We start from the raw sequence: 22,930 nt of genomic DNA on the forward strand, positions 1-22,930 counted from the left end.
TCTGTTTTATTTACCGTTCATCGAATACACAGTCAATTTGCAATGCATGCTTTCTTGAAAAGACTTTACATTAAATCTTCCACACAACTTTCTTGTCTTCTCTTGGTCATTTGCCTTTCGTTAAGCGCATGTGACAAGGCTGGCACGGTCGATAACGAGCCAAAAGTTTATTACGATTTGAAAGGATTCATTGATAATCAAATCACATATCTCAACGAAATAAAGCCAAAAGTCGCTAAGAAAGTGACATTGAATGGCAAGGAAGAAAGCCAGCAGGAAACACAAATTGATTGGAAGAAAGAGTTAGAGCTTTTCGCACAGGCTGACATTAATAAGCCCGCGTATGCTAAGAGTTACACCGTCACGAAAAGTGATTCATCTGTTTTTGAATACAAGCTCAAAGCGGGCGAAAACCTTCCCGTGCGATATTTAATGATCAAAGTTGACAGCGCAACGCAGCAACCAGTGCGAGTAAAAGCCATAGTTCAGTCTGAAAATAGAATTTACAAGTCACAGCGAAATATTGAGCTCGCTTGTACGCGTAAGAATAATTTGGTTGAAGTTTCGAGCTATACGATCCAAGGCTATCAGAAACTGGTCTTGATGGACGCTAAGACATTCAATGTTACGGCGAAAATAGGATTATAGCGGGTTGCAAAATGATTTTCAATTGTTCTGTAACGCCATAAATTGGGTAAACATTACCCAATTTAGATTTGAGGCGTCGCCTTACGGCGTCTAATCGTCGGTTTTAGATCATTTATATTTGAAATTGAAAAGAGCCTTAGAATTCACCTGAGGCTCTTTTTTGGTATTATTTGCATAATGCCAATGCAGTTAGAAATCGTCACAATGCTTCTTATCGCAAATCGGCATAGAATTAGAGTTTTTGTTACCAAATACCATGTAGGCCCGGATAAATTTCTAACCTGTCACATGAAAAACTAAATCACATAATAAATTCTCTAATCGATGGAACAAGAACAAAAAAACAAGCAAAGCATTGCCTGGGCAATGGTTGTCATCTTAGGTCTGGCAACAGCTATGTTTGGTTATCTGTTTACGACTCAAAAAACTGAGTTGACACAGCAAGAAACAATGGTTGTTGAAAAAGCAAGAGAATTGGCTGTAACGAAAACCAAATTAGACTCGATTTCGACAGTGTTGGACTCGAAGATTGCTGAAATTGAAAAATTAGGCGGTGATGTTACTGAGCTGACGAAGGTTAAAGAAAGACTTGAAGCAGATAAGTTAGCTTTCAGCAGAAGCAAAAAAGTTGAGACTAATAAATATCTTGGTAAAATCAAGGAATACGAAAAATTCCTGGTTGAAAAAGATGAGGTTATCGCTCAATTGAAACTTGAAAACGAACACCTGGTTGCATCGAATGACTCTTTAAGCACGCATGTTGGTTCATTGACGAGCGAACGTGAGAAATTGGTTCAACGTCAGGCTGAACTTACAGATTCAGTAGTAACATTTACTGCTGCTAACAAGGAGCTTAGCGAAAAAGTAACGAAGGCTGCTTCTTTGAAAGCGCAAAACTTGAAAATCCTTACTGTTAATTCAAGAGGAAAGGTTAAAGAAAAAGAAGAATACAAATCGAGCCGCGTGGATAAAATTAAGTTGGTATTTACACTTCCTGAAAACGAGTTGACAGCACAAGAATCGAAAGACATTTATGTTCGTGTGCTTGATCCAGAAGGAGCGGTTGTTGCCGATGATGCAACTGGATCAGGAGAATTCGAAATCGACGGAGCTCCATCAAAATTCACAACACGTGAGTCGATTGCATATCAAAACAACAATCAGAAAGTTGAAATGTTGTACGATAACAGCTCACAGTTCCGTCCAGGAAAATACAACGTGGAGCTTTACTCAGAAGGATATAAAATTGGTGGTGGAAACTTCACGATCAAGAAATAAGAATTCAACTTCACACCATGCATGACTATCTAAGGCGGCTGAGCAATCAGCCGCCTTTTTTGTTTTATTCCTGAGCATCATTTTGCGCATTGATCACGTCGATGAAGTGACGCAATTCCTCAGTTCGCTCGGGTCCGGACGCGGGATAATTCATATCCATTTTTTTCAGTTCTTCGACAATGATCTCTGACACAACGAGTCTGAGATTTTTTTTGTCGTCTGCCGGGATAACATACCAAGGCGCTTTCTTTGAGGCCGTGTTGTTAATGCAATCCTGATAAGCCTTCATATATTCGTCCCATTGACCACGAACCTTGACATCCTGCTCTTCGAACTTCCAGTTTTTGGATGGATCTTCAATTCGCTCAATGAGCCTCGAAGCCTGCTCTTCTTTGGACACATTCAGGAAGAATTTAATGACCCTGATGCCATTCCTGTAAAGATATTTTTCCAGATTTCGAATGTCCGAGTAACGGTGTTTCCAAAGCTTATCCATATCCTTCGTGAGTTCGGCGGGAAGGCGTTGCGATTCAGTAATGATCTCCGGATTTACTTTTGCGACCAAAACTTCCTCATAATAGCTTCTGTTAAAAATCGTAATTGTGCCTCTCTGGGGCAAAACAAGGTTGCTGCGCCAGAGGAAGTCGTGTTCAAGCTCAGTTTCTGTCGGGCGCTTGAATGAATGTATTTTCACACCAACAGGATTCACGCCCGCAAGCACGTGCTTGATTGTGCCGTCTTTTCCAGCAGCATCCATTGCCTGAAATATAACCAGCAAGCCATAGCGATTGTGTGCATACATCATGCTTTGCAAAACGTCCAGCTCCTTGGCCATCTCAATTTGCATCGCCTCATATTCATCCTTGTCTTTATAAATATCCTTAAATCGTGTTTTTGCTTTTTTAATCTCAAATTTTTGCGTTCCGTCAACGCGATATTCGGCTGAATTGAAGTCAGACATATGGGTTAAGTTTAAGTAAATTACTGCATTATGAATGTCTCAAAAAGTCGACCAGGCGTGCAAAGGCACGTGCACGATGGCTTAACTGCGACTTTTCTTCCAATGTTATCTCGGCAAATGTGCGGCTGTATCCATCTGGCACGAAAACAGGATCATACCCAAAACCATTTGAGCCGCGCTTTTCGTTGATGATCTCACCAGCAACGGTTCCCTCAAATTGTTGATAAACGCCGTCGATAACCAGCGTGATTACGGTTAGAAAACGTGCTGCCCTATTATCCTCATTAACCAGTTTTTCAAGAAGCAATGCAATGTTATCATCCGAGTTCCGCTGGGGTCCGGCATATCGTGCCGAATAAACGCCGGGCTCGCCATTCAATGCATTCACTTCCAATCCAGTGTCGTCCGCAAAACAGTTAACGCCATAGTTTTCCCAAACATATCGAGCTTTCGCCGCGGAATTTTCAGCAATGGTTTCAAACGGTTCCGGGATATCCGCATCGCAGCCAATGTCAGATAAAGTAACCAGCTCGAACTGGTTACCCAGTAATGCCTGAATCTCTTTTAGTTTGTGAAGGTTATTGGTGGCAAAGCAAAGTTTCATTCGTTTTTATGGTTTGTTCAAAATGCATTTTACATAAAAAAACGGCCACTCTTGCGAAGCGGCCGTCTTATTAATATCTGTTAAATTATCTTGCAGGAGGACCAGGCTGCTGCGCAGGCGCTTTTCCGAAGTCGATTAATTCCACATCAAATAGCAGAACAGAATTTGCTGGAATTGCTCCCGGCGATCCCTCAGCTCCATAAGCCAATCCAGATGGGATGATTAAAGTGCGTTTTCCGCCTTTTTTCATCAACATAATTCCTTCTTCCCAGCCTGGAATAACCATTCCTACGCCAACCTGAAAATCAATAGGAGGTCTGCCGCCGTTTTTAGAGCTGTCAAACACTTTACCATCGAGAAGCTTTCCTGTATAGTGAACTTTCACATTGTCACCCGCTTTTGGACTGTCGCCCGTTCCAACCACTTCGTCCACATAAGTAAGTCCGGAAGCAGTTTTTTGCGCTTTTGCTTTCAAATTGTTTTTAGCAAGATAATCCTCGATCACTTTCGCATCGATTGCTTTTTGCTTCGTTCCAGCTTCGGAAAGTTGCTTTTGGAATTCCTCAGAAGTAAGCACGCTCACCACCTTCACTGTAAAGTTGAGATCCGATCCTTTTTTGATCATTGGAGGCATCGGCTGACCAATTTTTGCAAACATTGTGTCCGCATTGATCATGATTTTCGCGCTGTCGCCGGCTGCGAGCAAAGCAAGTCCTTCTTCAAAGCTGCCTTTGTATTGAGGCGCTTGCAAAACCATTTTTTGAGGTGTGCCTTCTTTGTATGTGTCACGAAGTGTAGAGTCGCTGCCGTTTTTCAAAACAAAGTGGAATGTCATGATGTCTCCCAGTTTCGCTTTTCTTGCGTCGTCTTTGTGGTCAAATATTTGATATTTCAGACCGGAGTCAGTAACCTGCGTCTTATATTGGTTGCAAGCGGCTGCGAGAATAGTTATGCCCATCGCATAACCGATTGTTTTAAGATTCATTGGATTGTGTTAATTGGAAAAAAAATATTTGGTGAATTTTGGTGTTGGAAATTAAGATTAGTCAACGTTTAAAAGTGCTTGTTGGTATGAAGGAAGGATACTTAAAAAAGTAGCAACTGTTTCATTCACTGATTGTTCCGATCTTCCGCCCGAAGCATTCTTGTGTCCGCCGCCATTGAAATGACTGCTCGCCAGATCCCTTACTGAGAAAGTGCCGACCGATCGGAAAGATATTTTTACTTCTCCTTTTCGCTCAATAAACATGGCAGACATAACCACATTTTCGACCTGCAAGCCATAATTTACAATTCCCTCCGTCTCCCCCGTGCTTGAATTGAATTTCTGCAATTCTGCCTCTGTCAAAACCATATATGCAGTTCTGTATTCCGGCAGCACAACCAGTTTTTGAGAAAGGACATAACCCAGGAATTGCAGGCGGGAAAGCGGTGCATTGTCGTAAATTAATCGGTGCACCCGGCTCGAATCGAAGCCTGTCAACATTAAATCTGCGACTGCCAAATGAACTTCCGGCGTCACATTGCCGTGCCTGAAAGATCCCGTATCCGTCATTATGCCGGCATAAAGACATTCAGCCATTGGAATGTCAAAGATTTCCTGTGTTGGTAAATTGCCTTCTAATTCCTTGATGAGCGCATAAATAAGCTGTGCAGTTGCGGCAGCATAAGTATCCCAGATCATCCATTTTGCGAAATGTTCAGGTTCCAGATGATGGTCCACCATTAATTTGGGTGCAGCAGCCTCTTCAACCACTTTTCCTAAATCTTTAAGCCTGGAAAGCGCAGAGAAATCAAGACAGCAAATCAATGTGGACTGCTCAATTTTCTTCTTGCATTTAGAATGGTCCCCCGGTTTGTCATAAACCAGCACATGCTCAATGCCAGACAGCCAGCGCAGATTAGCCGTGTAGTCGGTCGGGCTGATAACTGTTACTTCGTGTCCTTTTTTGATTAAATAACTTGCCCAGCCAAGCGACGATCCGAGCGCGTCGGCGTCCGGGTCACGATGCATCGTAATGATGATTTTTTGGGAATGGGAAAGAAAAGAGCTTAGCTCTTCAACGGTTTGATTCACAGTTACTTAATTCGAAAAGAAGAATATTTGGTTTTCAATGAGCCCACAAAATTAATAAAACTGTTGGGATTTGCTCAATGTTGCGCCCGAAAGGCTGGTTATCAGGCTATGATTTAACATGGATAACCTGATCGCTTGAAAGGACAGAGGATATAAAATGAAAAATTGTAGTTTTGCAGCAAAATAAAATTTAGCCAATTGTATGCCAACAAATAGAACATTCACAATGATTAAGCCGGACGCCGTTCAGGACGGTAATTCCGGAGCAATTATCAAAATGATTGAAGAGGCCGGGTTTCGGATTGTAGCCTTGAAGAAAACGCAGCTTACGCCTGCGAATGCAGGAGCGTTTTATGCGGTGCACAGCGAGCGTCCTTTTTACAATGATCTATGCCAATATATGTCCTCTGGTGCAATTGTTCCAATGATTTTGGAGAAGGAAAATGCAGTTGCTGACTTCCGGACATTGATTGGAGCAACCAATCCTGCGAATGCGGACGAGAGGACGATCCGTAAATTATTTGCAAAATCGATCGAGCAAAATGCCATCCACGGGTCTGACTCTGATGAGAATGCGCAAATTGAAGGAAACTTCTTCTTTGCGCAGACTGAGCAGTTTTAAGGAACAAGCACAAAAATAGCGGCCCGGTTGATTTCTCAGCCGGGCCGCTATTTTTATATGAAGTCCTACTTGACGATCAGGCTGTCAATAATGTGGATCACACCGTTTGCAGCGCCAATGTTGGGAACAATGATATTGTTTTGATTAACAATGATCACGCTATCCGTTTTCGTGAATGTAATTTCTTTTCCCGTAAGCGATTTCTCTTTTCCAGCAACGAACTGTGCATATTCGATTCGCTTTTTCGGAATGATGTGGTTTTGAAGAAATTTTTTGGCAGAATCGGCTGGAAGTGCAATAAAGCCTTTGGAGTCAAAAATATTTGCTTTACCAAAAGCCGCATTGTCGGGAGCGAAAAAAGTTACGTCACCTGTTCTTAATGCATCGCCCATTTTTGCATGAAGAATGACTTCTTCCAAAATGCTAAACCTGTCGTTTTCAATAATGACTTCCGTGATCGTTTTGCCTTTTACTATGTCGTCCTCGTCTTCCTTGCACGAAATGATCAGCCCTGATGGCAGGAGTACAAGCAAAAAAAATGTCAGACAACGCCCTACAAAACGGTTTTTTTTCATAGCTTTCACATTGGTTAATTTTCGTAAAACTAATGGAAAATGTATCTTGACGGAATTCTAACCAAGTTTTTTTTAATCCTAACCCCCAATTCCTTATGTTAAAGTTTAGACAACTGACAGTGCTTGCTGCGGTCATTCTGCTGCTGAATTCAGCATTTTTTGTTTTTAAGGCACCCGTTTCCAGTCCGTTAAAAAAGCCGGTCAAATTATTTAACGGAAAAGATCTTACAGGCTGGAAGATCAACGGAACCGAAAAATGGTTTGTGGAAAATGGCGAGTTGATCTGCGAAAGCGGTCCCGACAAGCAGTATGGTTATTTGACGACCAACAAATTTTACAAAAACTTCGACCTTTCCCTTCAATTCAAGCAAGAGGCAAACGGAAACAGCGGCGTGTTTTTCCGTTCAACTGTCGACGGCACAAAAGTTTCGGGCTGGCAAGTTGAAGTTGCGCCGCCAAATCATGACACAGGCGGCATTTACGAATCATACGGCCGCAACTGGCTTGTTCAGATTCCTGACGAAAAAGAAGGTTTCCTGAAAATGGGCGAGTGGAACACGCTCAGGATCCGGGCCGAAGGTGATAATGTTAAAACCTGGTTGAATGGCAATTCAATGGTTGATTTCACAGATGCAAAAATCGGTGCTGGTAATGGTTCAATCGCCCTTCAGATCCACGACGGCGGCGGAATTAAAGTGCGTTGGAAAAATATTACGGTTGAAGAGCTTTAAACAAAATTCTTCATTCCGGCTCTGACGTAGTTCATACATTCGAAATAAGCAGTTCGTCGGAATTCGCTTAACAACAGGCTTCATGGCTGATAGTTTTGTGTCATCAAAAACACAATGCTGTTAGCCATGAAGCTTTTTTACTGTTTATTATTTTTGATCTCGCCATTCGCATACGCGCAAAAAACGGTCAGCGGCAAGGTTACGGACAAAAAAGGAAATGCGTTGCCGGGCGCCAATGTTTTCCTGAAAGGCACTTACGACGGCACAACGACAGACGCCAATGGCACATTTAATTTCCAGACTTCACAAAAAGACACCGCGACGCTGGCTGCAACTTATGTCGGCTACGAAATTTTTGAAAGAAATATTGGCGTTAAAGATAATGCAACCGATCTCTCAATCAGCTTAGAAGAGATTGCTAATGAGCTGAATACAGTCGTGATCACGGCTGGGGCATTCGAAGCTTCTGATGAAAAGCGGATGGCAATGCTGAAACCGCTCGACATTGTAACCACCGCCGGAGCAGCCGCAGACATCACCGGCGCAATGCAATTTTTACCTGGCGCGCAGCGGGTGGGAGAGCAGGAAGGGCTTTTCGTCAGAGGCGGCTCCGGCCTCGAAACCAAGGTCGTTATCGACGGAATGATTGTTCAAAATCCCTTTTTCAGCTCCTTGCCCGATGTGCAGTCGCGCGGGAGGTTCAATCCGTTCATGTTCAAAGGCACTTCATTCAGCACAGGAGGTTATTCTGCGCAATATGGACAGGCTTTGTCTTCCGTTCTGCTGCTTAACACGACAGATAAGGTGAATAACAATGGCTTGGGAATCAGTTTGAACCTGGCCAATGCAGGGCTTAATTACGATTATGCGACCAAAAATCAATCCATTTCAGCCGTTGCCTATTATGGAAATTTGAAGCCGCTTTTTGCATTGGTCAAGCAAAATGTGGACTGGGTGCAGGCACCTGAATTCAAAGGTTCTTCATTAACTTATCGCTTAAAACCAACAAAAAATGGCCTCCTAAAAGTCTACGGAATGTATTCGGATAGTCATTTGAGTATGAATTCCAGCGATCCACTCAGCGAATCCGGCAAAACCCGGCTCGATCTTGAAAATAAGAATGCATTCTTCACCAGCACTTACACCGATTCGTGGAAAGATGGACGCTGGTCGCTGAATTCGGGCTTTTCTTACAGCAGAAACAATGATAATACAACGCTGGCCGCATTCAATTTTGATCGTTTTGACGAAAGAACACAAGCCCGGCTTGTCCTGAGCAGGCTGCTTTCCGGAAACAACACATTGCTTATTGGCGCTGAGGCGCATGCAATCCGTTTGAAAAATGGCTTTGGCGGGAAGTATTATAAACTCAATGATCGTTACGCAGCCGCTTTTGTCGAATCGGAAATTTACATTACGAGACAGCTTGCAGGCCGCATTGGGTTGCGAACGGAATATTCATCATTGCTAAAAGATGCTAACCTCGCCCCGCGACTTTCCTTTGCATATAAAACAGGAAGATATAGTCAATTTTCGCTAGCGGCGGGGCAATTTTACCAAAACCCTGATTACAAATATCTTTACACCGATAAAAACCTCCATTATGAGCGCGCCGATCATTTGATACTCAACTATCAGATCATTAAAAACCAGCGCACATTCCGCATTGAGGCTTTCCATAAAAATTACGCGCAACTCGTTCGCGAATACACAGGACAGCATTTTGACGCCGATCCTTATCGCTTTCCCTGGGGCGAAACCAACAATGCAGGAAAAGGTTATGCAAGCGGTTTCGACTTTTTCTGGCGGGACCAAAAGACGATCAAAAACTTCGATTATTGGGTAACATACAGTTTTGTAGATTCCAAAAGGCTTTTCCAGCAGTTTGAAAAATCGGTCACGCCAACCTTTATTTCAAATCACAACATTAGTCTGATCGCCAAAAAGTGGATTGAAAAAATAACGACCAATGTGAGCATGACCTACGCATTCACAAGCGGCAGGCCCTATTACAATCCAAACAACGACAAATTCCTGGCAGACAAAACAGCACCCACACACAATGTCAACCTGCAAGCCAGCAAGTTGCAGAATGTATTGGGCAACCTGGTCGTGTTTTATGCTTCGGTTGACAACATTCTGAACACCAAAAATGTATTCACTTACCGCTACACGCCCGACGGCAAATCGCGCTATGCGGTTGGTCCGCAGAGTTATAGAAGCTTCTTCGTTGGCATGCAGATCATGCTTTCGAAAAAGGCCAGGGTGACAAAGGATGACATTTAATCAACATAAAATCAACTTAAATCTCAATTATTATGAAAAGGACAATTCTCACCGCTTTCGCTTGCCTTGCGACGGTTTGCATGGTTTTGGCACAAAATGAAAAGTACACGCAGGCTATGACAGCCAACATTCAGGCATTGCAAGGTTTGGATAAATCAAAACCGGATGCCAAAGCTTTGCAGGAAATCGCCAATCAATTTGAAAGAATAGCCGCCGCCGAAACCAAAGAATGGCTCCCGAAATATTATGCAGCATATAGTAATGTAATGCTCGGCTTTGTAGGCGTGAGCCTTGAAGAAAAAGACAAGTATCTCGATAAAGCAGATGCCTTATTGAAAGAAGCGGAAACATTGGCGGGCAAGCCGAATGATGAAATATTGGTTATGCGGGCATTTCAGTCACAAATCCATTTGGCCGCAGATGCAATGAACAGATGGCAAACAGATGGCGAGAAATTCAATGGTTACCTTTCGTCAGCAAAAGCCATAAATGCTGAAAACCCAAGAATTTATTATCTGGAAGGTTCAAGCTTGTTCTTTACACCCGAAGAATATGGTGGCGGAAAGAAAGCGGCGAAGCCAATGCTGGAAAAAGCAACCCAGAAATTTGCCTCGTTCAAGCCCGAAAGCAGCATCCATCCCGACTGGGGAAAATTGGAAACCGAATGGATGCTTGCCCAAAGTAATCAGTAAAAAGCGCCTTATAACAAGCATATGGACGATAAAGGAAGGAAGCGCTTGCGCATGACGGCTTCATCACTCGATGGAAGGGATTTTAGTAATATGGATCTTGAAAACGCTGATTTCAGCTTTTCCAGCCTTAAAGATATCAATTTCGATGGGGCCAATTTGCGCAATGCCAAGCTCCGTTTCTCCGCCCTTGATCGGACAACATTCAGAAACTCGGACCTGCGAAATGCGGATCTGAGTTTCAGCAGCCTCACTGATGTGGATTTGACTGGCGCGAAAGTGGAAGGCGCTAATTTCAGTTTTACTTCACAAGAAAAGTCATTCAACTGGCGGGAATTCAGTCTCATTGGCATCATTCAAAACCAGGGCTGGATGGGAACATTGGTCGCCGTTATCCTCGGCGCGACGATCTTGTACGGGATCAATGCGATCGCCTACTTTACGGCTGAAATCTATTTCACCGACGAGCCCGTCCGGATCAAGCTTTATCAATATTTGGTTTCGCAGAATGTTACCGCCGGTGTGTTTACGATTCTCCTCACGCAAGGGCTTACACTCTGGCTCGATGTGTTTATAAAACGCGCTTTTGTCAAGCATTTGATTTTGTCGGTGATTGTGCTGGTTTTCAATAATTTGCTGAGCATGGCCATTTACTTTATGTTTGGCGTGTCACTTGTTAGCAATTACCGCGCAATGTATCCCAACGAATCGGCCCAAAACGCGCCCTGGTATTGGTATATGTGGGGGCCGATTGTGGTTGCAAATGTTTTTTATTTCCTAAGCAGGGAAGGCAAACAGATTTCCCGGAAAATTTCTGATCAGGAATATCAGTTGCTTAATCTTGAAAAATTGAAAACCCGCGCCGAACTGGACGCATTGCAAGCACGCATTAACCCGCATTTTTTGTATAATTCGCTAAACAGCATTGCAAGCCTCGTCCATGAAGACCCGGATAAGGCGGAGGAAATGACACTTCTGCTTTCCAAACTTTTCCGATACACAACCGGCAGGAAAACGAATGACTATTTCGACACGATAAACAATGAGCTTGAAATGGTGGCGACTTACCTGCAAGTTGAAAAAGTAAGATTTGGTGACCGGCTGAAATTTACCGTTGAAGTCACCGATCCTGCATTGAAAGAATTACAGGTTCCCAAGTTTATTTTGCAGCCCATTGTCGAGAATGCAATCAAACATGGCATTTCAAAAATGGCTGAACAGGGAGAAATTATCGTGATGATTTATGAAAAGGACGAGTGGCTGCACTTGTGTGTGCATGACAACGGGCCAGGGTTTCCGGACACAATGGGCGCAGGTTACGGCATGCGAAGCGTTCAGGACAAGCTGAAATTGCTTTATGGAGACGAGGCCCGTCTGGAACTGCACAATGAGCCGCGCAAATCCGTTAATATTTCCATTCAGAGAACCGCTATCGAGCATAATAACCAATCCACCCATGCAATTCCCTCTTAAAACGATCCTTATTGATGACGAACCGCTTGCACTGAGCCGGCTCCGCCGACTTTTGGAAAAGCATAGCGAAGTGTTTTCTATTGTTTCAGAAGCAAAAAACGGCGCCGAAGGTCTGGTTGAAATTGACAAGTTTGCTCCGGACGTGATTTTCCTGGACATTGAAATGCCACTTTTGAACGGTTTCGAAATGCTTTCAAAACTGACAAAAATGCCGCTTGTGATTTTTTCAACGGCATATGATCAATATGCAATCCGCGCTTTTGAGGAGAATTCGGTGGACTATTTATTAAAACCCGTCGAAAACGAGAGGCTGGTCAAAACCATTGATAAAATCAGGAACATTATCAAAGCGGGCTCCAATGCGGTGTTGGGGGTCAATCCATATTCGGAAAATCTCCTGAAATTATTGGAGGAGATGAAGCCTAAAAAGGAAATTTTTTCCCTGTCAGTAAAATCGGGAGATCGCATTCTGCTGATTCCGCTGACCGAAATCACGCATTTTGAAGCGGAAGAAAAATATGTGTTTTTAAATACATTGGACGGAAAAAAATATCTGCTCAATTACACCCTCACGTCCCTCGAAGAAAAGCTTCCCAAGCAATATTTGCGCATCAGTCGCGCCGGGATCGTTAATTCGCACCACATCAAAGAAATCCAAAAGCATTTCAACGGCAAGTATGTCATTATCATGCGCGACCGCAAAGCTTCTCAGCTCACCAGCGGCAGCACTTACGGCGATGCGATTCGTCATCTTCTTGATAATTAATTGGGTTACTTCGCCCAATGTGCCAGAATAATGATTTTGAAGAGGCCATACTTATTCCTAAATTGCGCCCTGATTTTAAATTCCATAACTATTTTCGAGGTTAATCAGCTGTTCATCAGTAGGTTTGTAGCATTTCAATGTTGCCTTATGACTAAATATTTTACAGTTTGCGGCACACAATCCTCCAATCCTGCGTAACCTGATGTACAAAGTGATCCCTTTTTAAAAAAAGCGCGGCGATTTAAAATTCGGTCTGAATTGATAAGATCCTTGTTCGAAGTTTATTAGTTTGTTAAAAAAGGTTAAAGGGGTCAAGAATAATGAAGGAGCTCATTGATACGGGCAATCTGCCAAAGCACATCGCCGTTATCATGGACGGTAACGGAAGGTGGGCCCAAAACCAGGGAGCAGCGCGCATTTTCGGCCACCGCAATGCGATTAAGGCTGTTAGAGAGGTTACCGAAGGTTGCGCAGAACTGGGTGTCGGATTTTTGACACTTTACGCATTTTCGACTGAAAACTGGGCGCGTCCCGAGTTTGAAGTCAGGGCTTTAATGGAGTTGTTGGTCCAGTCCATTAGCAATGAGCTTCCTACAATGCTCAAAAATAATGTGAAGCTGGATACAATCGGGGACACTGAAAGTTTACCGCGGAGCTGTCGCAACACATTGGCAGAAGCCATCGAGGCAACCAGTCAAAACACAGGGCTTAACCTGATCCTTGCATTGGGATACAGCGGAAAGTGGGACATTACGCAGGCGGCAAAGAAGATGGCTGAGGATGTGAGAAACGGATTGCTATCGCCTGCGGACATTAATGAAGAATTGTTGGCTGCAAACCTTGCAACGAAGCACCGTCCGGAAGTGGATTTAATGTTACGGACAGGGGGCGATCACCGGATTAGCAATTTCCTTTTATGGCAACTGGCGTACGCCGAGTTGTATTTTTACGAAGATCTTTACTGGCCCGATTTCAGACGGCAGCATTTATATGAGGCAATCATTGCCTTTCAAAACAGGGAACGCCGCTTTGGCAAAACCGGTGAACAAATTAAAGCCAATAGTGCTAAGTAAAACAATATGAACCTTTTGAAAAATTTGAATACATCACTAGCACATCTGAAAAGTATTTTTGCTTTAATGTTGGTTTGCTGGTGTTTTTCCGCAGAAGCGCAGCGTGTGGGGTTAGGCGCCCCGGGAGCTCAGCCAGCTTCCGCAGCCGCCGGTCTCGGCATTGACCCTGCTAATCCCAAAGAATTTACCATTGCGGAAGTAACCGTTTCAGGAACCCAATTTCTGGATCCCAATTCAATGATTTCCATTTCAGGTTTGAAGCCGGGCGACAAAATACGCGTTCCGGGACCTGCAATTCCGTCTTCAATCCGTAAAATGATGGATTTCGGAACATTGAACGATGTTGAGATCGTGGCCACCAAAGTGGAAGGCGAAAAAATCTGGCTTAACATTCACATCAAAGAGCGTCCGAGACTTTACAAAGTTTCCTTTTCAGGCATCCGTAAAGGAGAGCGCGAGACATTGAATGATAAGGTGAAATTGATCAAAGGACGCGTTATTACGCCTACGGTCATTAAGAACACGCAGCTTGTTATTAAGAAATATTACATGGACAAAGGATTTTACAACACCAAAGTAAAGGTGTTGCAAATCCCGGACTCAACGCGCGGACAGGCAACGCTTAATTTTACCATTACAAAAGGCAAGAAGGTTAAGATAGAAACCATTGACATTCAGGGAAACACAGCGATTAGCGACAAAATCCTGAAACGGAAAATGAAAGGCACCAAACAAAAAAGAATCGGTCGTCTTTTCAATCCTTCCAAATACATTCCTAAAAAATACGACGAAGACAAGGAAAAACTGGTTGCATATTATCGCAAGAACGGTTATCGCGATGCCACAATCGAGTTTGATTCGATCAAAAACGGTGATGAAACCATCAGCATCGTGATGAAGATTGACGAAGGGACAAAATATTATTATCGCGACATCACCTGGTCCGGAAATTACCTTTACACATCTCAGTATTTGAGCGATCGCCTGGGCGTGAAGAAGGGCGATGTTTACAATCCGGAAGAACTTGATAAAAAGATCAATGGCATCCCGGGAGCGGACGTAAGTTCCATTTATATGGACGACGGTTATCTTTATTTCCGCATTGAGCCGACGGAGAAAGCCGTTGAAGGCGATTCGATTGACGTGGAATTAAGAATGTTTGAAGGAAAGCAGGCCACCATTAACAGGATCTTGCTTAACGGAAACACCAAAACCAGTGACCGCGTAGTTTTGAGGGAGCTTTTTACATTGCCAGGACAAAAGTTCAGCAAGACAGAGATTATCAACACACAACGTCAATTATCCCAAATGGGCTATTTTGACCCAGAAAAAATCCAGATCAACCCGATTCCAAATCAGGCTGACGGGACGGTGGACATTGAATATACGGTGGAAGAAAAGCCTTCCGATCAGATCGAATTGTCAGGTGGATGGGGCGGTTACATCGGGTTCGTGGGAACGCTTGGACTTGTATTCAATAACTTCTCGCTAAAAAACATTCCTAACCGCGAAACTTGGAGACCATTGCCTTCGGGAGACGGACAAAAATTGTCATTGCGTTTCCAGGCAAACGGAAAGCAATATCAGACTTACTCGCTTTCATTCAGCGAACCTTGGCTTGGCGGCAAAAAGCCGATCAACTTTGGGGTGTCTTTGCAGCGCACAGTTTACCGCATGACCGATTACAGTTCAATCTACGGCGGAAGCTCAACCGGAAAAATCGGATATCGTGGCGGTTACTTCAACAATGGGATCACGGTTTCACTGGGACGTCGTTTGAAAGAGCCGGATCGCAACCTGGTCATGACGCATTCATTGTCTTACCAGCGTTATCGTTTGGACAGCCTGGACATTTTCCGAATTGGTTACAGCACGGGAGCTTCAAACAATATTTCTTTTAACACAACCATTTCTCGGAATACGCTGAGTGATTTCCAATTTCCAAGAAGCGGAAGCAACATTTCATTAAGCGGAACATTCACGCCTCCTTATTCACTTTTGAGGAAAAAGGATTTCACAGACAAAACGGACACATATCGCTGGGTTGAATATCACAAGTGGATGTTTGACGCAAGTTATTATGCAACCATCACAGGCAAGCTGGTGCTAAGCGCCCGCACGCACATGGGTTTCCTGGGTGCATATGGCGACAAAGTGGGTTACAGTCCATTTGGCCGCTTTATTGTGGGTGGATCGGGATTAGCCGGTCAAGGATCATTCTCGCTGGCAGATCAGGACATCATTGGTTTGCGCGGATATCAGGATCAGAAAGTTGGACCGCAGAACGAACAGGGTTATCCGGCATCGGGAGGTGGGATCGTTTACAACAAATATGTGATGGAGCTTCGTTACCCGGTTTCGTTAAATCCGCAGGCAACAATCTTTATTCTTGGTTTTGCAGAAGGCGGAAACAACTGGGGAACATACAAGGAATTCAATCCATTCGACCTGAAACGCTCGGCCGGAGTTGGTGCGCGTATATTTATGCCAGCATTTGGACTTCTCGGGATCGACTGGGGATATGGATTTGACAAAATACAGGGTGAATCCAAACGAAGCGGACCGCAGTTCCATTTTACGATTGGTCAGCAAATCAGATAATATTATAGGCTAATGTTTCGTTAAGAAGTTTGCAAATTATTAGCTCCCTGGCATGAAGAAGTTTTTTATTTTACTAGTTTTGTCAATTCTATGTGGGTCAGCGTCATGGGCGCAGAAAATAGGTTACACCGACATGGAATTCATTGCCAGTAAAATGCCTGAATATCAATTGGCGCAAACGGAGATGAAAAAATTCTCTGAAAAATGGGCTAAGGAGATTCAGGATAAGTTCTCAGAAATTGACCGCATGCAACGTGCATATATGGCTGAGGAAATACTTCTGACAGAAGATCTGAAAAGAAAGCGGCAAAGTGAGATTAAGGAAAAGGAGCTTGAAGCCGGAGAATACAATAGCAAGATCTTTGGAATGGAAGGATTGCTGTTCCAGAAAAAGAAAGAACTGATGAAACCGGTTCTTGAAAAGGTTCAGAGAGCAGTCACCAAAGTTTGCAGTCAGCGCAGGTTAGATTTTATGTTTGACAAATCCAGCGACGTCGGCATGCTTTATACAAATCCCAAGCACGATTATTCGGACTATGTGATGGAAGAACTGGGCATTGATCCCAAAACGATAAAAGCAGCTGCCGGCGATAAAGTTGGCAAACTGGATCCGCCCGCACAGGCTCCGACAGAAAACTCACCAAAACAAAAAAGTACAAACAGTAAACTTAAGTAACAAAGCAATGAAACAAAAATTGATAGCTTTTTTGGTCGTGATGACCATTATTACAACCCCCCTGTTAGCACAAACCACCCCTGCAAGCGGACTTACCAAAATAGGTTATACCAATGTTGATTATATAATTGGCAAATTACCTGAAAGCAAAGTAATGCAAAACCAGCTTGAAGTTACAAAAGCACAGCTGGACAAAGCATTGGGAGAAACTTACAAGGAAGCGCAGGAAAAATACGAGGCTTACCAGAAGAACGGTGCTAACATGACGGATGTAATCCGTGCAGATAAAGAAAAAGAGTTGCAAAACCTGCAAACAAGAATTCAGGAAATGCAGAACAACGCGCAGACATCTTTGCAGACCAAGCAACAGCAATTGCTGGAGCCGATCTTGACGAAGGTTAACAACGCAATCCAGGAAATTGGAAAAGAAAGCGGATTCCTTTACATCTTGAACATGGATGCAGGTGCAGGCACAACGCCTATCATTTTGTTCGCAGCTTCCGAAGAGAACAATGCTACAAACTTGATCTTGCGTAAATTGGGTGTTGACCCAGACAAAATCGAAGCAGCAGCAGCTCCTGCGGCAGCCAAACCAGCAGCGCCGGTAACCACGCCAGCAGCTACAACACCCGCGACTGGGGCGCCTAAGAAAAAATAATAGCGTCAGTAATTGAACTTTAAATACCGGAGGAAAGTCTTTAAAATGGCTCTCTTCCGGTATTTGTATTTTAGCAAGGCCGGTCAGTAAATTATACACGCATTGTTTGAAAAGTGCAAATGGTCCTGCTGCAAAGGCCATGTATTCTTTCAATTTTTATTTTTAAAAGTATTCAAAGGGCTTTTTCTATACAGTATTTGCTAGTTTTGCGTTAGAGTCAAAGTGTTTCGCAACACATCGAATTAATTATATTTTAGAAGTTATGATTACAAAACATATTCATAAAATACTGATCTTACTGACAGCCGTTTTTTTTATTACAAAGGTGCAGGGACAGGATAATATGAAGAGTGCTGCAACTGGCCCGTTGCAGATTGTATTCCCGATTGAATCAGAATGGAATGTGTTGAGCGAAGGAAAGGAGATTAACTTCCATCTTCAAACCAAGGGCGGTAAAAACGATTCTGTGCGATACAGCATTTCCGCCGGCTATTTAAAGGAAATGAAATTCGATTCCCTAGGTCATTTCGTTTGGGTCCCGAGTTATGACATTGCCGACCGGATTAACACTTCTAAGTCCTTCCCCATTGTTTTTGAAGCCCAGAATACATCTGGAGAAAGTGCCTCGCGAGAAGTCATTTTCAAGGTAAATCACGTAAATCAACCTCCGCAAGTCGACGAGCTTAAACCGTTTTACGTTCAATATAAAACGCAAAATGTTTATAAAATAGATATGGGATCTGTGCGGGACCCTGATGGTGACCCTGTTGTTTTTGTTCCGATCCTTGAAGAAATGCCGGAAGGGATGAAGCTCAATGCAGCCGGAGAAATTGTTTGGGAGCCTTCATTCAGTCAATTTAACATTCTGAAAAAGGAACCGCGATACATGGAGTTTTATTTGGAAGATCAGCCGTCGAAAGCGCGTGTTAAGGGACGTTTGAAGCTGGAAATCACGCAAATGGATCTGGCACCTGACTTTACGATCATTCCCCAAAACAATGTCATTAGAAGCCCGGAGAATAACCGCATTAACCTTCGGTTTACGCTTTCTGACCCGAATGGTGAAGACGACATTTCTACATTCAATTTTATTTCTGACAACAAGCGCGTGCCGAAAGAAGCACTGGTTAAGAATGCACCTACCAATTATGAATTTATTTGGGAGCCAGGTTATGAGTTTGTTAAGGACCCTTACGATACGCTCGCTTTTGACATTACTTTTTATGTTTTAGACAAAGCGCAAAATAAGAAAGAACGTACAGTTCGTTTCGTCATTCAAAATACGGTTGATGAGAGCTTGAAAGACAATTATGTTTATAACCTCTACAGAAGTGCGCTTGTAAATGCCTGGGGTTTGTTGGAACAAATGACCGAGAAAGAAGGGCAACTGAAGAAGCAATATTCAAGAGCGAAAAAAGGCAAACGCAGCCGTTCCCTATTAAACGCATCGTTAGGAGCGACCACGGGTCTTGCGCCGGTGATTGCGCAAAGCAGTCAGGAGACACGCGGTTACATTACTACCATTGGCGGCACGACTGTGGCAACGGTCGGAACGCTTGAAGCAACAGAAGTCATAGGGAAATCCGTAAACGGCTTGCTGGATCGCTTTAATTATGTAATGCAAAAGAAAAACGAACTGCAAAACAAAGGAGACGTGTTTGCCAGGGAGTATGTTCAAAAATCCGCCCGCCGGCAACCCGACTTTATCAAAAGGCTCGATGAGTTTAAAGGTCTGATGAACCTGAGCGGGCTGGTTGCACTTGAATTGGACGCGAATTGGGAGAACAAAAAAGAAGCGACGGACGCCGCTCTTAAAAAGACATTTAAAGATTTTGTGCCGCTTACGAAAGAGGAAAACTAACAAGCATTGTCTTATAAAACGAAAAAAGAGAGCCTAGCTCTCTTTTTTCGTTTCGTCATCTCTCAGCTCAGGAGCGCTGGATGGGATAGGAGCCGAATGCGGCTCGTCTGTTAAATGCTCGTTTTCAATGTGATCACTTAATGGCACAACGGGATCGCTATTCTCATCGCGATGTTCAGGCTGGTGATCCGATGAATGAAAACTTCCCTGGAATATTAATATGCTGCAAACGCCGATAAAAATGCAGGAATCGGCAATGTTAAAAATCGGTGTGGAATAATATTGTCCGCCCCAAACCGGAACCCAATCAGGAATAAAGCCTTCCCAAAAATCCACGAAGATCATGTCAATAACCTGCCCGTGAAACCAGGGCGTAGGGGAGCCATAAGGAGCGTTTTTCAGGAAAACGCCGTAAAATGTGCTGTCGATTACATTCCCGACTGCGCCTGCCAAGATCATTGCCAGCGCCCAAAGAAGTCCTTTTGATGCCCCGGACCGAGCTAAGTGAATCAAATACCAACCAATTGCGCCCATCGCCACCAAGCGGAACAATGTCAGAAACAACTTGCCATATTCGTGGCCCAGCTGCATTCCAAACGCCATCCCTGGATTGAGCACATAATGTAGTTTCAGCCAGCTCCCAATCAGCGCAATCTGCCCCGAAAAGCCTGGCTCCATATATTTGTAAACCAGAAGTTTTGACACCTGGTCGACAATGATAAGCAGCAAACTGAAAACTAAATATGGGGCTGGATTTCGGGATTGATTCATTCGTTTTTAAAGCAATTGACAAATTTTAAGACTGCGAAAGTAATAAGTTACTTATAAAGAACCGATTCCCCTTCTCTTCAATTCACTTTTTACCAGCAAAAACTCCCGACTGCTCTGGCCCGCAATGGAAGTATTTTCCTCTGCGCGGCGGATCAAATAGGGGAGCACAGCGTCAATTGGCCCATAAGGAACATATTTCGCAACATTATATCCAGCTTTGGCAAGATTGAAAGAAATATTATCGCTCATGCCAAGCAATTGCGCAAACCAAATGCGGTCGTCATCACGACTAATGCCGTGTTTCTTCATCTTGCAAGCGCAATATTGAGAGCTAAACTCATTGTGCGTGCCCAGACAAAAGGAAATATGCTCAATGTGTTCAATGCAAAAATCGATCGCAAAATTGTAATCACTGTCCGTCGCTTCCTTTGACGCATGGATCGGATTAAAATATTCGTTTTCGCGCGCACGCAGCCGCTCCTTTTCCATATATGCGCCCCGAACGAGCTTACAACCAAGAAGGTAACCTCTTTGACGCGCAATGAGATAAGCCGTCTTCAATGCATCAAGCGTTTCGTGCCGGTAAAGTTGGTAAGTGTTGTAAACAATCGCGCGTTCCCGGTTAAACTTCTGCATCATTTGGTAAGTCAGATCGTCAATAACGCCCTGAATCCAGCTTTCTTCAGCATCTATGAATATGCGCACATCCTTGTCGTACGCGTGTTGACACAACTGTTCCACACGCGCTTGTACACGCTCGAATGACGCTTGTTCAACAGGATTAAGCTCCTCGTTTCGCTGAATTTTTTCAAGCAGATCAGCCGAAGCAACGCCTGTGACTTTGAACACAGAAAATGGAATTGTCTTGGAACCGGCGGCCTTGTCGATTGTTTTACGTATTTCAGCTGCGGTCGCATCAAAGCTTGCCTCATCATCCTCACCTTCGACAGAATAATCCAGAATCGTTCCTATATCAGACTGGCCGAGCAAGGAAATTGTCGCATTACAATCGTTAATTGTCTCACCGCCACAGAATTGTTCAAAAATGGTGAGACGGATAACATTTTTTATGGGTAAGTTGAGTTTTAGTGCGAGCTTTATAAAAAAAGTGCCTAAATTTACCACTCGAGCCTGATTCATGAGGCTAAATAACCAGTAGGTTTTCCGCAGTTTAGCGTCGGTTTTTGAGGCAAATGCTACGGAAGTGTCTTCAAAAAATACAGGAATTTCGTCTTTTGGGGAAGAATATGCCATTTTGTAATTTTACGTTTTCCCTTAGTGAATTTAATCTGTTTACTTAAAATCACTGGAATAAAGTAATACGCATTAAGAAGTTGATTGACTTTTGTTATATCAAATGTACGTCAATCCCAGAAATACGCATAACACCGGATCAAAATATTACAATTATCATTTTTATTAAGGACAAGTTTTTGAATATGAATGCTTCTTTAGATATCCTTCCACTAAGCAGTTGGATCAACACCGAAGGTAAGCCTTTGGTTATCGCCGGACCTTGCAGCGCAGAGACCGAGGAACAAATGTTAGAAACCGCAATCCAGATTAAGGAAGAAGGATTTGCTCACGTGATCCGTGCGGGAATTTGGAAGCCACGGACGCGTCCTGGAAGTTTTGAAGGCATGGGAGAGGCTGCTTTGCCATGGTTGCAGGAAGTTAAAAAACAAACCGGAATGCCTGTTGCAGTGGAAGTCGCGAACCCGCAGCACATTGAACTGGCATTGAAATATGGAGTTGATATCCTTTGGATAGGCGCTCGTACAACAGTGAACCCATTCAATGTTCAGGAACTTGCCGATGCATTAAAAGGAATTGATGTTCCTGTGCTTGTTAAAAACCCTGTTAACCCCGATTTACAATTGTGGATTGGTGCTTTGGAGCGTTTGAATCAGGCTGGCGTTAAGAAATTGGGTGCTATTCACCGCGGATTTTCTAATGCGCAGGAAACAAAGTTCCGTAACTCTCCAATGTGGAATATCGCAATCGAGCTTAAAACACTTTTCCCTGAGTTGCCTGTCATTGGTGACCCAAGCCATATGGCCGGAAAACGTGCTTATTTGTATGAATTGGCACAACGTGCATTGGATTTGCATTATGACGGTTTGATCATTGAATCACATCGCGAGCCGGATAAAGCTTGGTCAGATGCTGCACAGCAGTTGACGCCAGCGGCGCTTGGACAAATGCTTCACGATCTGCATGTTCGTAAAGAATCTTACGGAAGTGATTATCAATCTCAATTGGAGATCATTCGTAGCAAAATTGACAACCTTGACCGTGAAATGCTTGAAACATTGGCAAATCGCATGGCTTTGGTTGAAAAACTTGCCGAATATAAACGTGATAACAATGTTGCTGCTTACCAGGTTGACCGTTTCCGCGAAGTTTTGGAAACACGCGCAGGATGGGGCAAAAGCATGAATTTATATCCAAACCTTGTTGACGAACTTTTCAAACTCGTTCACATGGAGTCAATCCGCAAACAGACCGAGGTGATGAACCAGGTTAATGTTTAGTTGACATTGGAATTTAAACAAAAAGGGCTGTTTCGAAAGAAACAGC

At 43.5% G+C, this 22,930-nt stretch carries 21 protein-coding genes; 14 read left to right on the forward strand and 7 right to left on the reverse strand.

Features of this window, described 5'->3' with window-relative positions:
• Nucleotides 1-54: 54 nt before the first annotated feature.
• Together LZG73_RS21205 and LZG73_RS21210 are read left to right on the forward strand one after the other, a co-directional pair.
• Nucleotides 55-648 (forward strand): hypothetical protein, encoded by a 594-nt coding sequence (locus LZG73_RS21205; RefSeq protein ID WP_233854343.1) that lies wholly within the window; start codon nucleotides 55-57, stop codon nucleotides 646-648.
• Between the two features lie 324 nt (nucleotides 649-972).
• On the forward strand, nucleotides 973-1,926 hold the full coding sequence (locus LZG73_RS21210; RefSeq protein WP_233854344.1) for a hypothetical protein: 954 nt from the start codon (nucleotides 973-975) through the stop codon (nucleotides 1,924-1,926).
• Nucleotides 1,927-1,990: 64 nt separating this feature from the next.
• On the opposite strand, the gene LZG73_RS21215 is transcribed toward LZG73_RS21210, so the two are convergent.
• The 4 genes from LZG73_RS21215 to LZG73_RS21230 all read right to left on the reverse strand — a co-directional run bounded on the left by LZG73_RS21215 (nucleotide 1,991) and on the right by LZG73_RS21230 (nucleotide 5,568).
• Entirely contained in the window at nucleotides 1,991-2,887 is an 897-nt protein-coding gene (locus LZG73_RS21215; protein WP_233854346.1) for a PPK2 family polyphosphate kinase, read from the reverse strand.
• Between the two features lie 28 nt (nucleotides 2,888-2,915).
• Nucleotides 2,916-3,491 (reverse strand): non-canonical purine NTP diphosphatase, encoded by a 576-nt coding sequence (locus LZG73_RS21220; protein WP_233854348.1) that lies wholly within the window; start codon nucleotides 3,489-3,491, stop codon nucleotides 2,916-2,918.
• A gap of 85 nt (nucleotides 3,492-3,576) precedes the next feature.
• Nucleotides 3,577-4,476 (reverse strand): FKBP-type peptidyl-prolyl cis-trans isomerase, encoded by a 900-nt coding sequence (locus tag LZG73_RS21225; protein WP_233854350.1) that lies wholly within the window; start codon nucleotides 4,474-4,476, stop codon nucleotides 3,577-3,579.
• A 57-nt stretch (nucleotides 4,477-4,533) separates the two neighbouring features.
• Nucleotides 4,534-5,568: a bifunctional oligoribonuclease/PAP phosphatase NrnA gene (locus tag LZG73_RS21230; RefSeq protein ID WP_233854352.1), complete on the reverse strand. Its 1,035-nt coding sequence runs from the start codon at nucleotides 5,566-5,568 to the stop codon at nucleotides 4,534-4,536.
• 202 nt (nucleotides 5,569-5,770) lie between these two features.
• Here LZG73_RS21230 and LZG73_RS21235 point away from each other — a divergent pair, with 202 nt between their 5' ends.
• Entirely contained in the window at nucleotides 5,771-6,190 is a 420-nt protein-coding gene (locus tag LZG73_RS21235) for a nucleoside-diphosphate kinase (RefSeq protein WP_233854354.1), read from the forward strand.
• A 65-nt stretch (nucleotides 6,191-6,255) separates the two neighbouring features.
• On the opposite strand, the gene LZG73_RS21240 is transcribed toward LZG73_RS21235, so the two are convergent.
• Nucleotides 6,256-6,765 carry a fasciclin domain-containing protein gene (locus tag LZG73_RS21240; protein ID WP_233854355.1) on the reverse strand — a complete coding sequence of 170 codons (510 nt, stop codon included), beginning with the start codon at nucleotides 6,763-6,765 and terminating at the stop codon, nucleotides 6,256-6,258.
• 95 nt (nucleotides 6,766-6,860) lie between these two features.
• Here LZG73_RS21240 and LZG73_RS21245 point away from each other — a divergent pair, with 95 nt between their 5' ends.
• The 10 genes from LZG73_RS21245 (at nucleotide 6,861) to LZG73_RS21290 (ending at nucleotide 19,579) form a co-directional block, all read left to right on the forward strand.
• On the forward strand, nucleotides 6,861-7,496 hold the full coding sequence (locus LZG73_RS21245; RefSeq protein WP_233854357.1) for a DUF1080 domain-containing protein: 636 nt from the start codon (nucleotides 6,861-6,863) through the stop codon (nucleotides 7,494-7,496).
• A gap of 126 nt (nucleotides 7,497-7,622) precedes the next feature.
• The gene (locus tag LZG73_RS21250; RefSeq protein WP_233854359.1) at nucleotides 7,623-9,782 is read left to right on the forward strand and encodes a TonB-dependent receptor; all 2,160 of its coding nucleotides are present in this window, start codon (nucleotides 7,623-7,625) and stop codon (nucleotides 9,780-9,782) included.
• A 32-nt stretch (nucleotides 9,783-9,814) separates the two neighbouring features.
• Nucleotides 9,815-10,474: a hypothetical protein gene (locus LZG73_RS21255; protein WP_233854361.1), complete on the forward strand. Its 660-nt coding sequence runs from the start codon at nucleotides 9,815-9,817 to the stop codon at nucleotides 10,472-10,474.
• A gap of 21 nt (nucleotides 10,475-10,495) precedes the next feature.
• The gene (locus tag LZG73_RS21260; protein ID WP_233854363.1) at nucleotides 10,496-11,944 is read left to right on the forward strand and encodes a histidine kinase; all 1,449 of its coding nucleotides are present in this window, start codon (nucleotides 10,496-10,498) and stop codon (nucleotides 11,942-11,944) included.
• Entirely contained in the window at nucleotides 11,928-12,710 is a 783-nt protein-coding gene (locus tag LZG73_RS21265; RefSeq protein ID WP_233854365.1) for a LytTR family DNA-binding domain-containing protein, read from the forward strand. Before LZG73_RS21260 ends, LZG73_RS21265 begins: the two co-directional genes overlap by 17 nt.
• A gap of 320 nt (nucleotides 12,711-13,030) precedes the next feature.
• Nucleotides 13,031-13,783 carry an isoprenyl transferase gene (locus tag LZG73_RS21270; protein WP_233854367.1) on the forward strand — a complete coding sequence of 251 codons (753 nt, stop codon included), beginning with the start codon at nucleotides 13,031-13,033 and terminating at the stop codon, nucleotides 13,781-13,783.
• A 66-nt stretch (nucleotides 13,784-13,849) separates the two neighbouring features.
• Entirely contained in the window at nucleotides 13,850-16,384 is a 2,535-nt protein-coding gene (gene bamA, locus LZG73_RS21275; protein ID WP_409014349.1) for an outer membrane protein assembly factor BamA, read from the forward strand.
• Nucleotides 16,385-16,436: 52 nt separating this feature from the next.
• Nucleotides 16,437-17,060, forward strand: coding sequence for an OmpH family outer membrane protein (locus LZG73_RS21280; RefSeq protein ID WP_233854371.1), 624 nt, complete (start codon nucleotides 16,437-16,439; stop codon nucleotides 17,058-17,060).
• Between the two features lie 7 nt (nucleotides 17,061-17,067).
• Nucleotides 17,068-17,718, forward strand: a complete 651-nt coding sequence (locus tag LZG73_RS21285) for an OmpH family outer membrane protein (protein WP_233854373.1) — start codon at nucleotides 17,068-17,070, stop codon at nucleotides 17,716-17,718.
• 262 nt (nucleotides 17,719-17,980) lie between these two features.
• On the forward strand, nucleotides 17,981-19,579 hold the full coding sequence (locus LZG73_RS21290; protein WP_233854375.1) for a hypothetical protein: 1,599 nt from the start codon (nucleotides 17,981-17,983) through the stop codon (nucleotides 19,577-19,579).
• 33 nt (nucleotides 19,580-19,612) lie between these two features.
• Here the strand turns inward: LZG73_RS21290 and LZG73_RS21295 are convergent, their stop codons facing one another.
• Together LZG73_RS21295 and LZG73_RS21300 are read right to left on the reverse strand one after the other, a co-directional pair.
• Nucleotides 19,613-20,350: a lipoprotein signal peptidase gene (locus tag LZG73_RS21295; protein WP_233854376.1), complete on the reverse strand. Its 738-nt coding sequence runs from the start codon at nucleotides 20,348-20,350 to the stop codon at nucleotides 19,613-19,615.
• A gap of 51 nt (nucleotides 20,351-20,401) precedes the next feature.
• Nucleotides 20,402-21,604 carry a proline dehydrogenase family protein gene (locus LZG73_RS21300; RefSeq protein ID WP_233854377.1) on the reverse strand — a complete coding sequence of 401 codons (1,203 nt, stop codon included), beginning with the start codon at nucleotides 21,602-21,604 and terminating at the stop codon, nucleotides 20,402-20,404.
• A gap of 185 nt (nucleotides 21,605-21,789) precedes the next feature.
• On the opposite strand from LZG73_RS21300, the gene LZG73_RS21305 reads away from it, so the two are divergent.
• The gene (locus tag LZG73_RS21305) at nucleotides 21,790-22,884 is read left to right on the forward strand and encodes a chorismate mutase (RefSeq protein WP_233854378.1); all 1,095 of its coding nucleotides are present in this window, start codon (nucleotides 21,790-21,792) and stop codon (nucleotides 22,882-22,884) included.
• Nucleotides 22,885-22,930: the final 46 nt, after the last annotated feature.

Origin of the sequence: Dyadobacter sp. CY326 (assembly GCF_021390515.1) — a bacterium.
Classification (GTDB): Bacteria; Bacteroidota; Bacteroidia; order Cytophagales; family Spirosomataceae; genus Dyadobacter.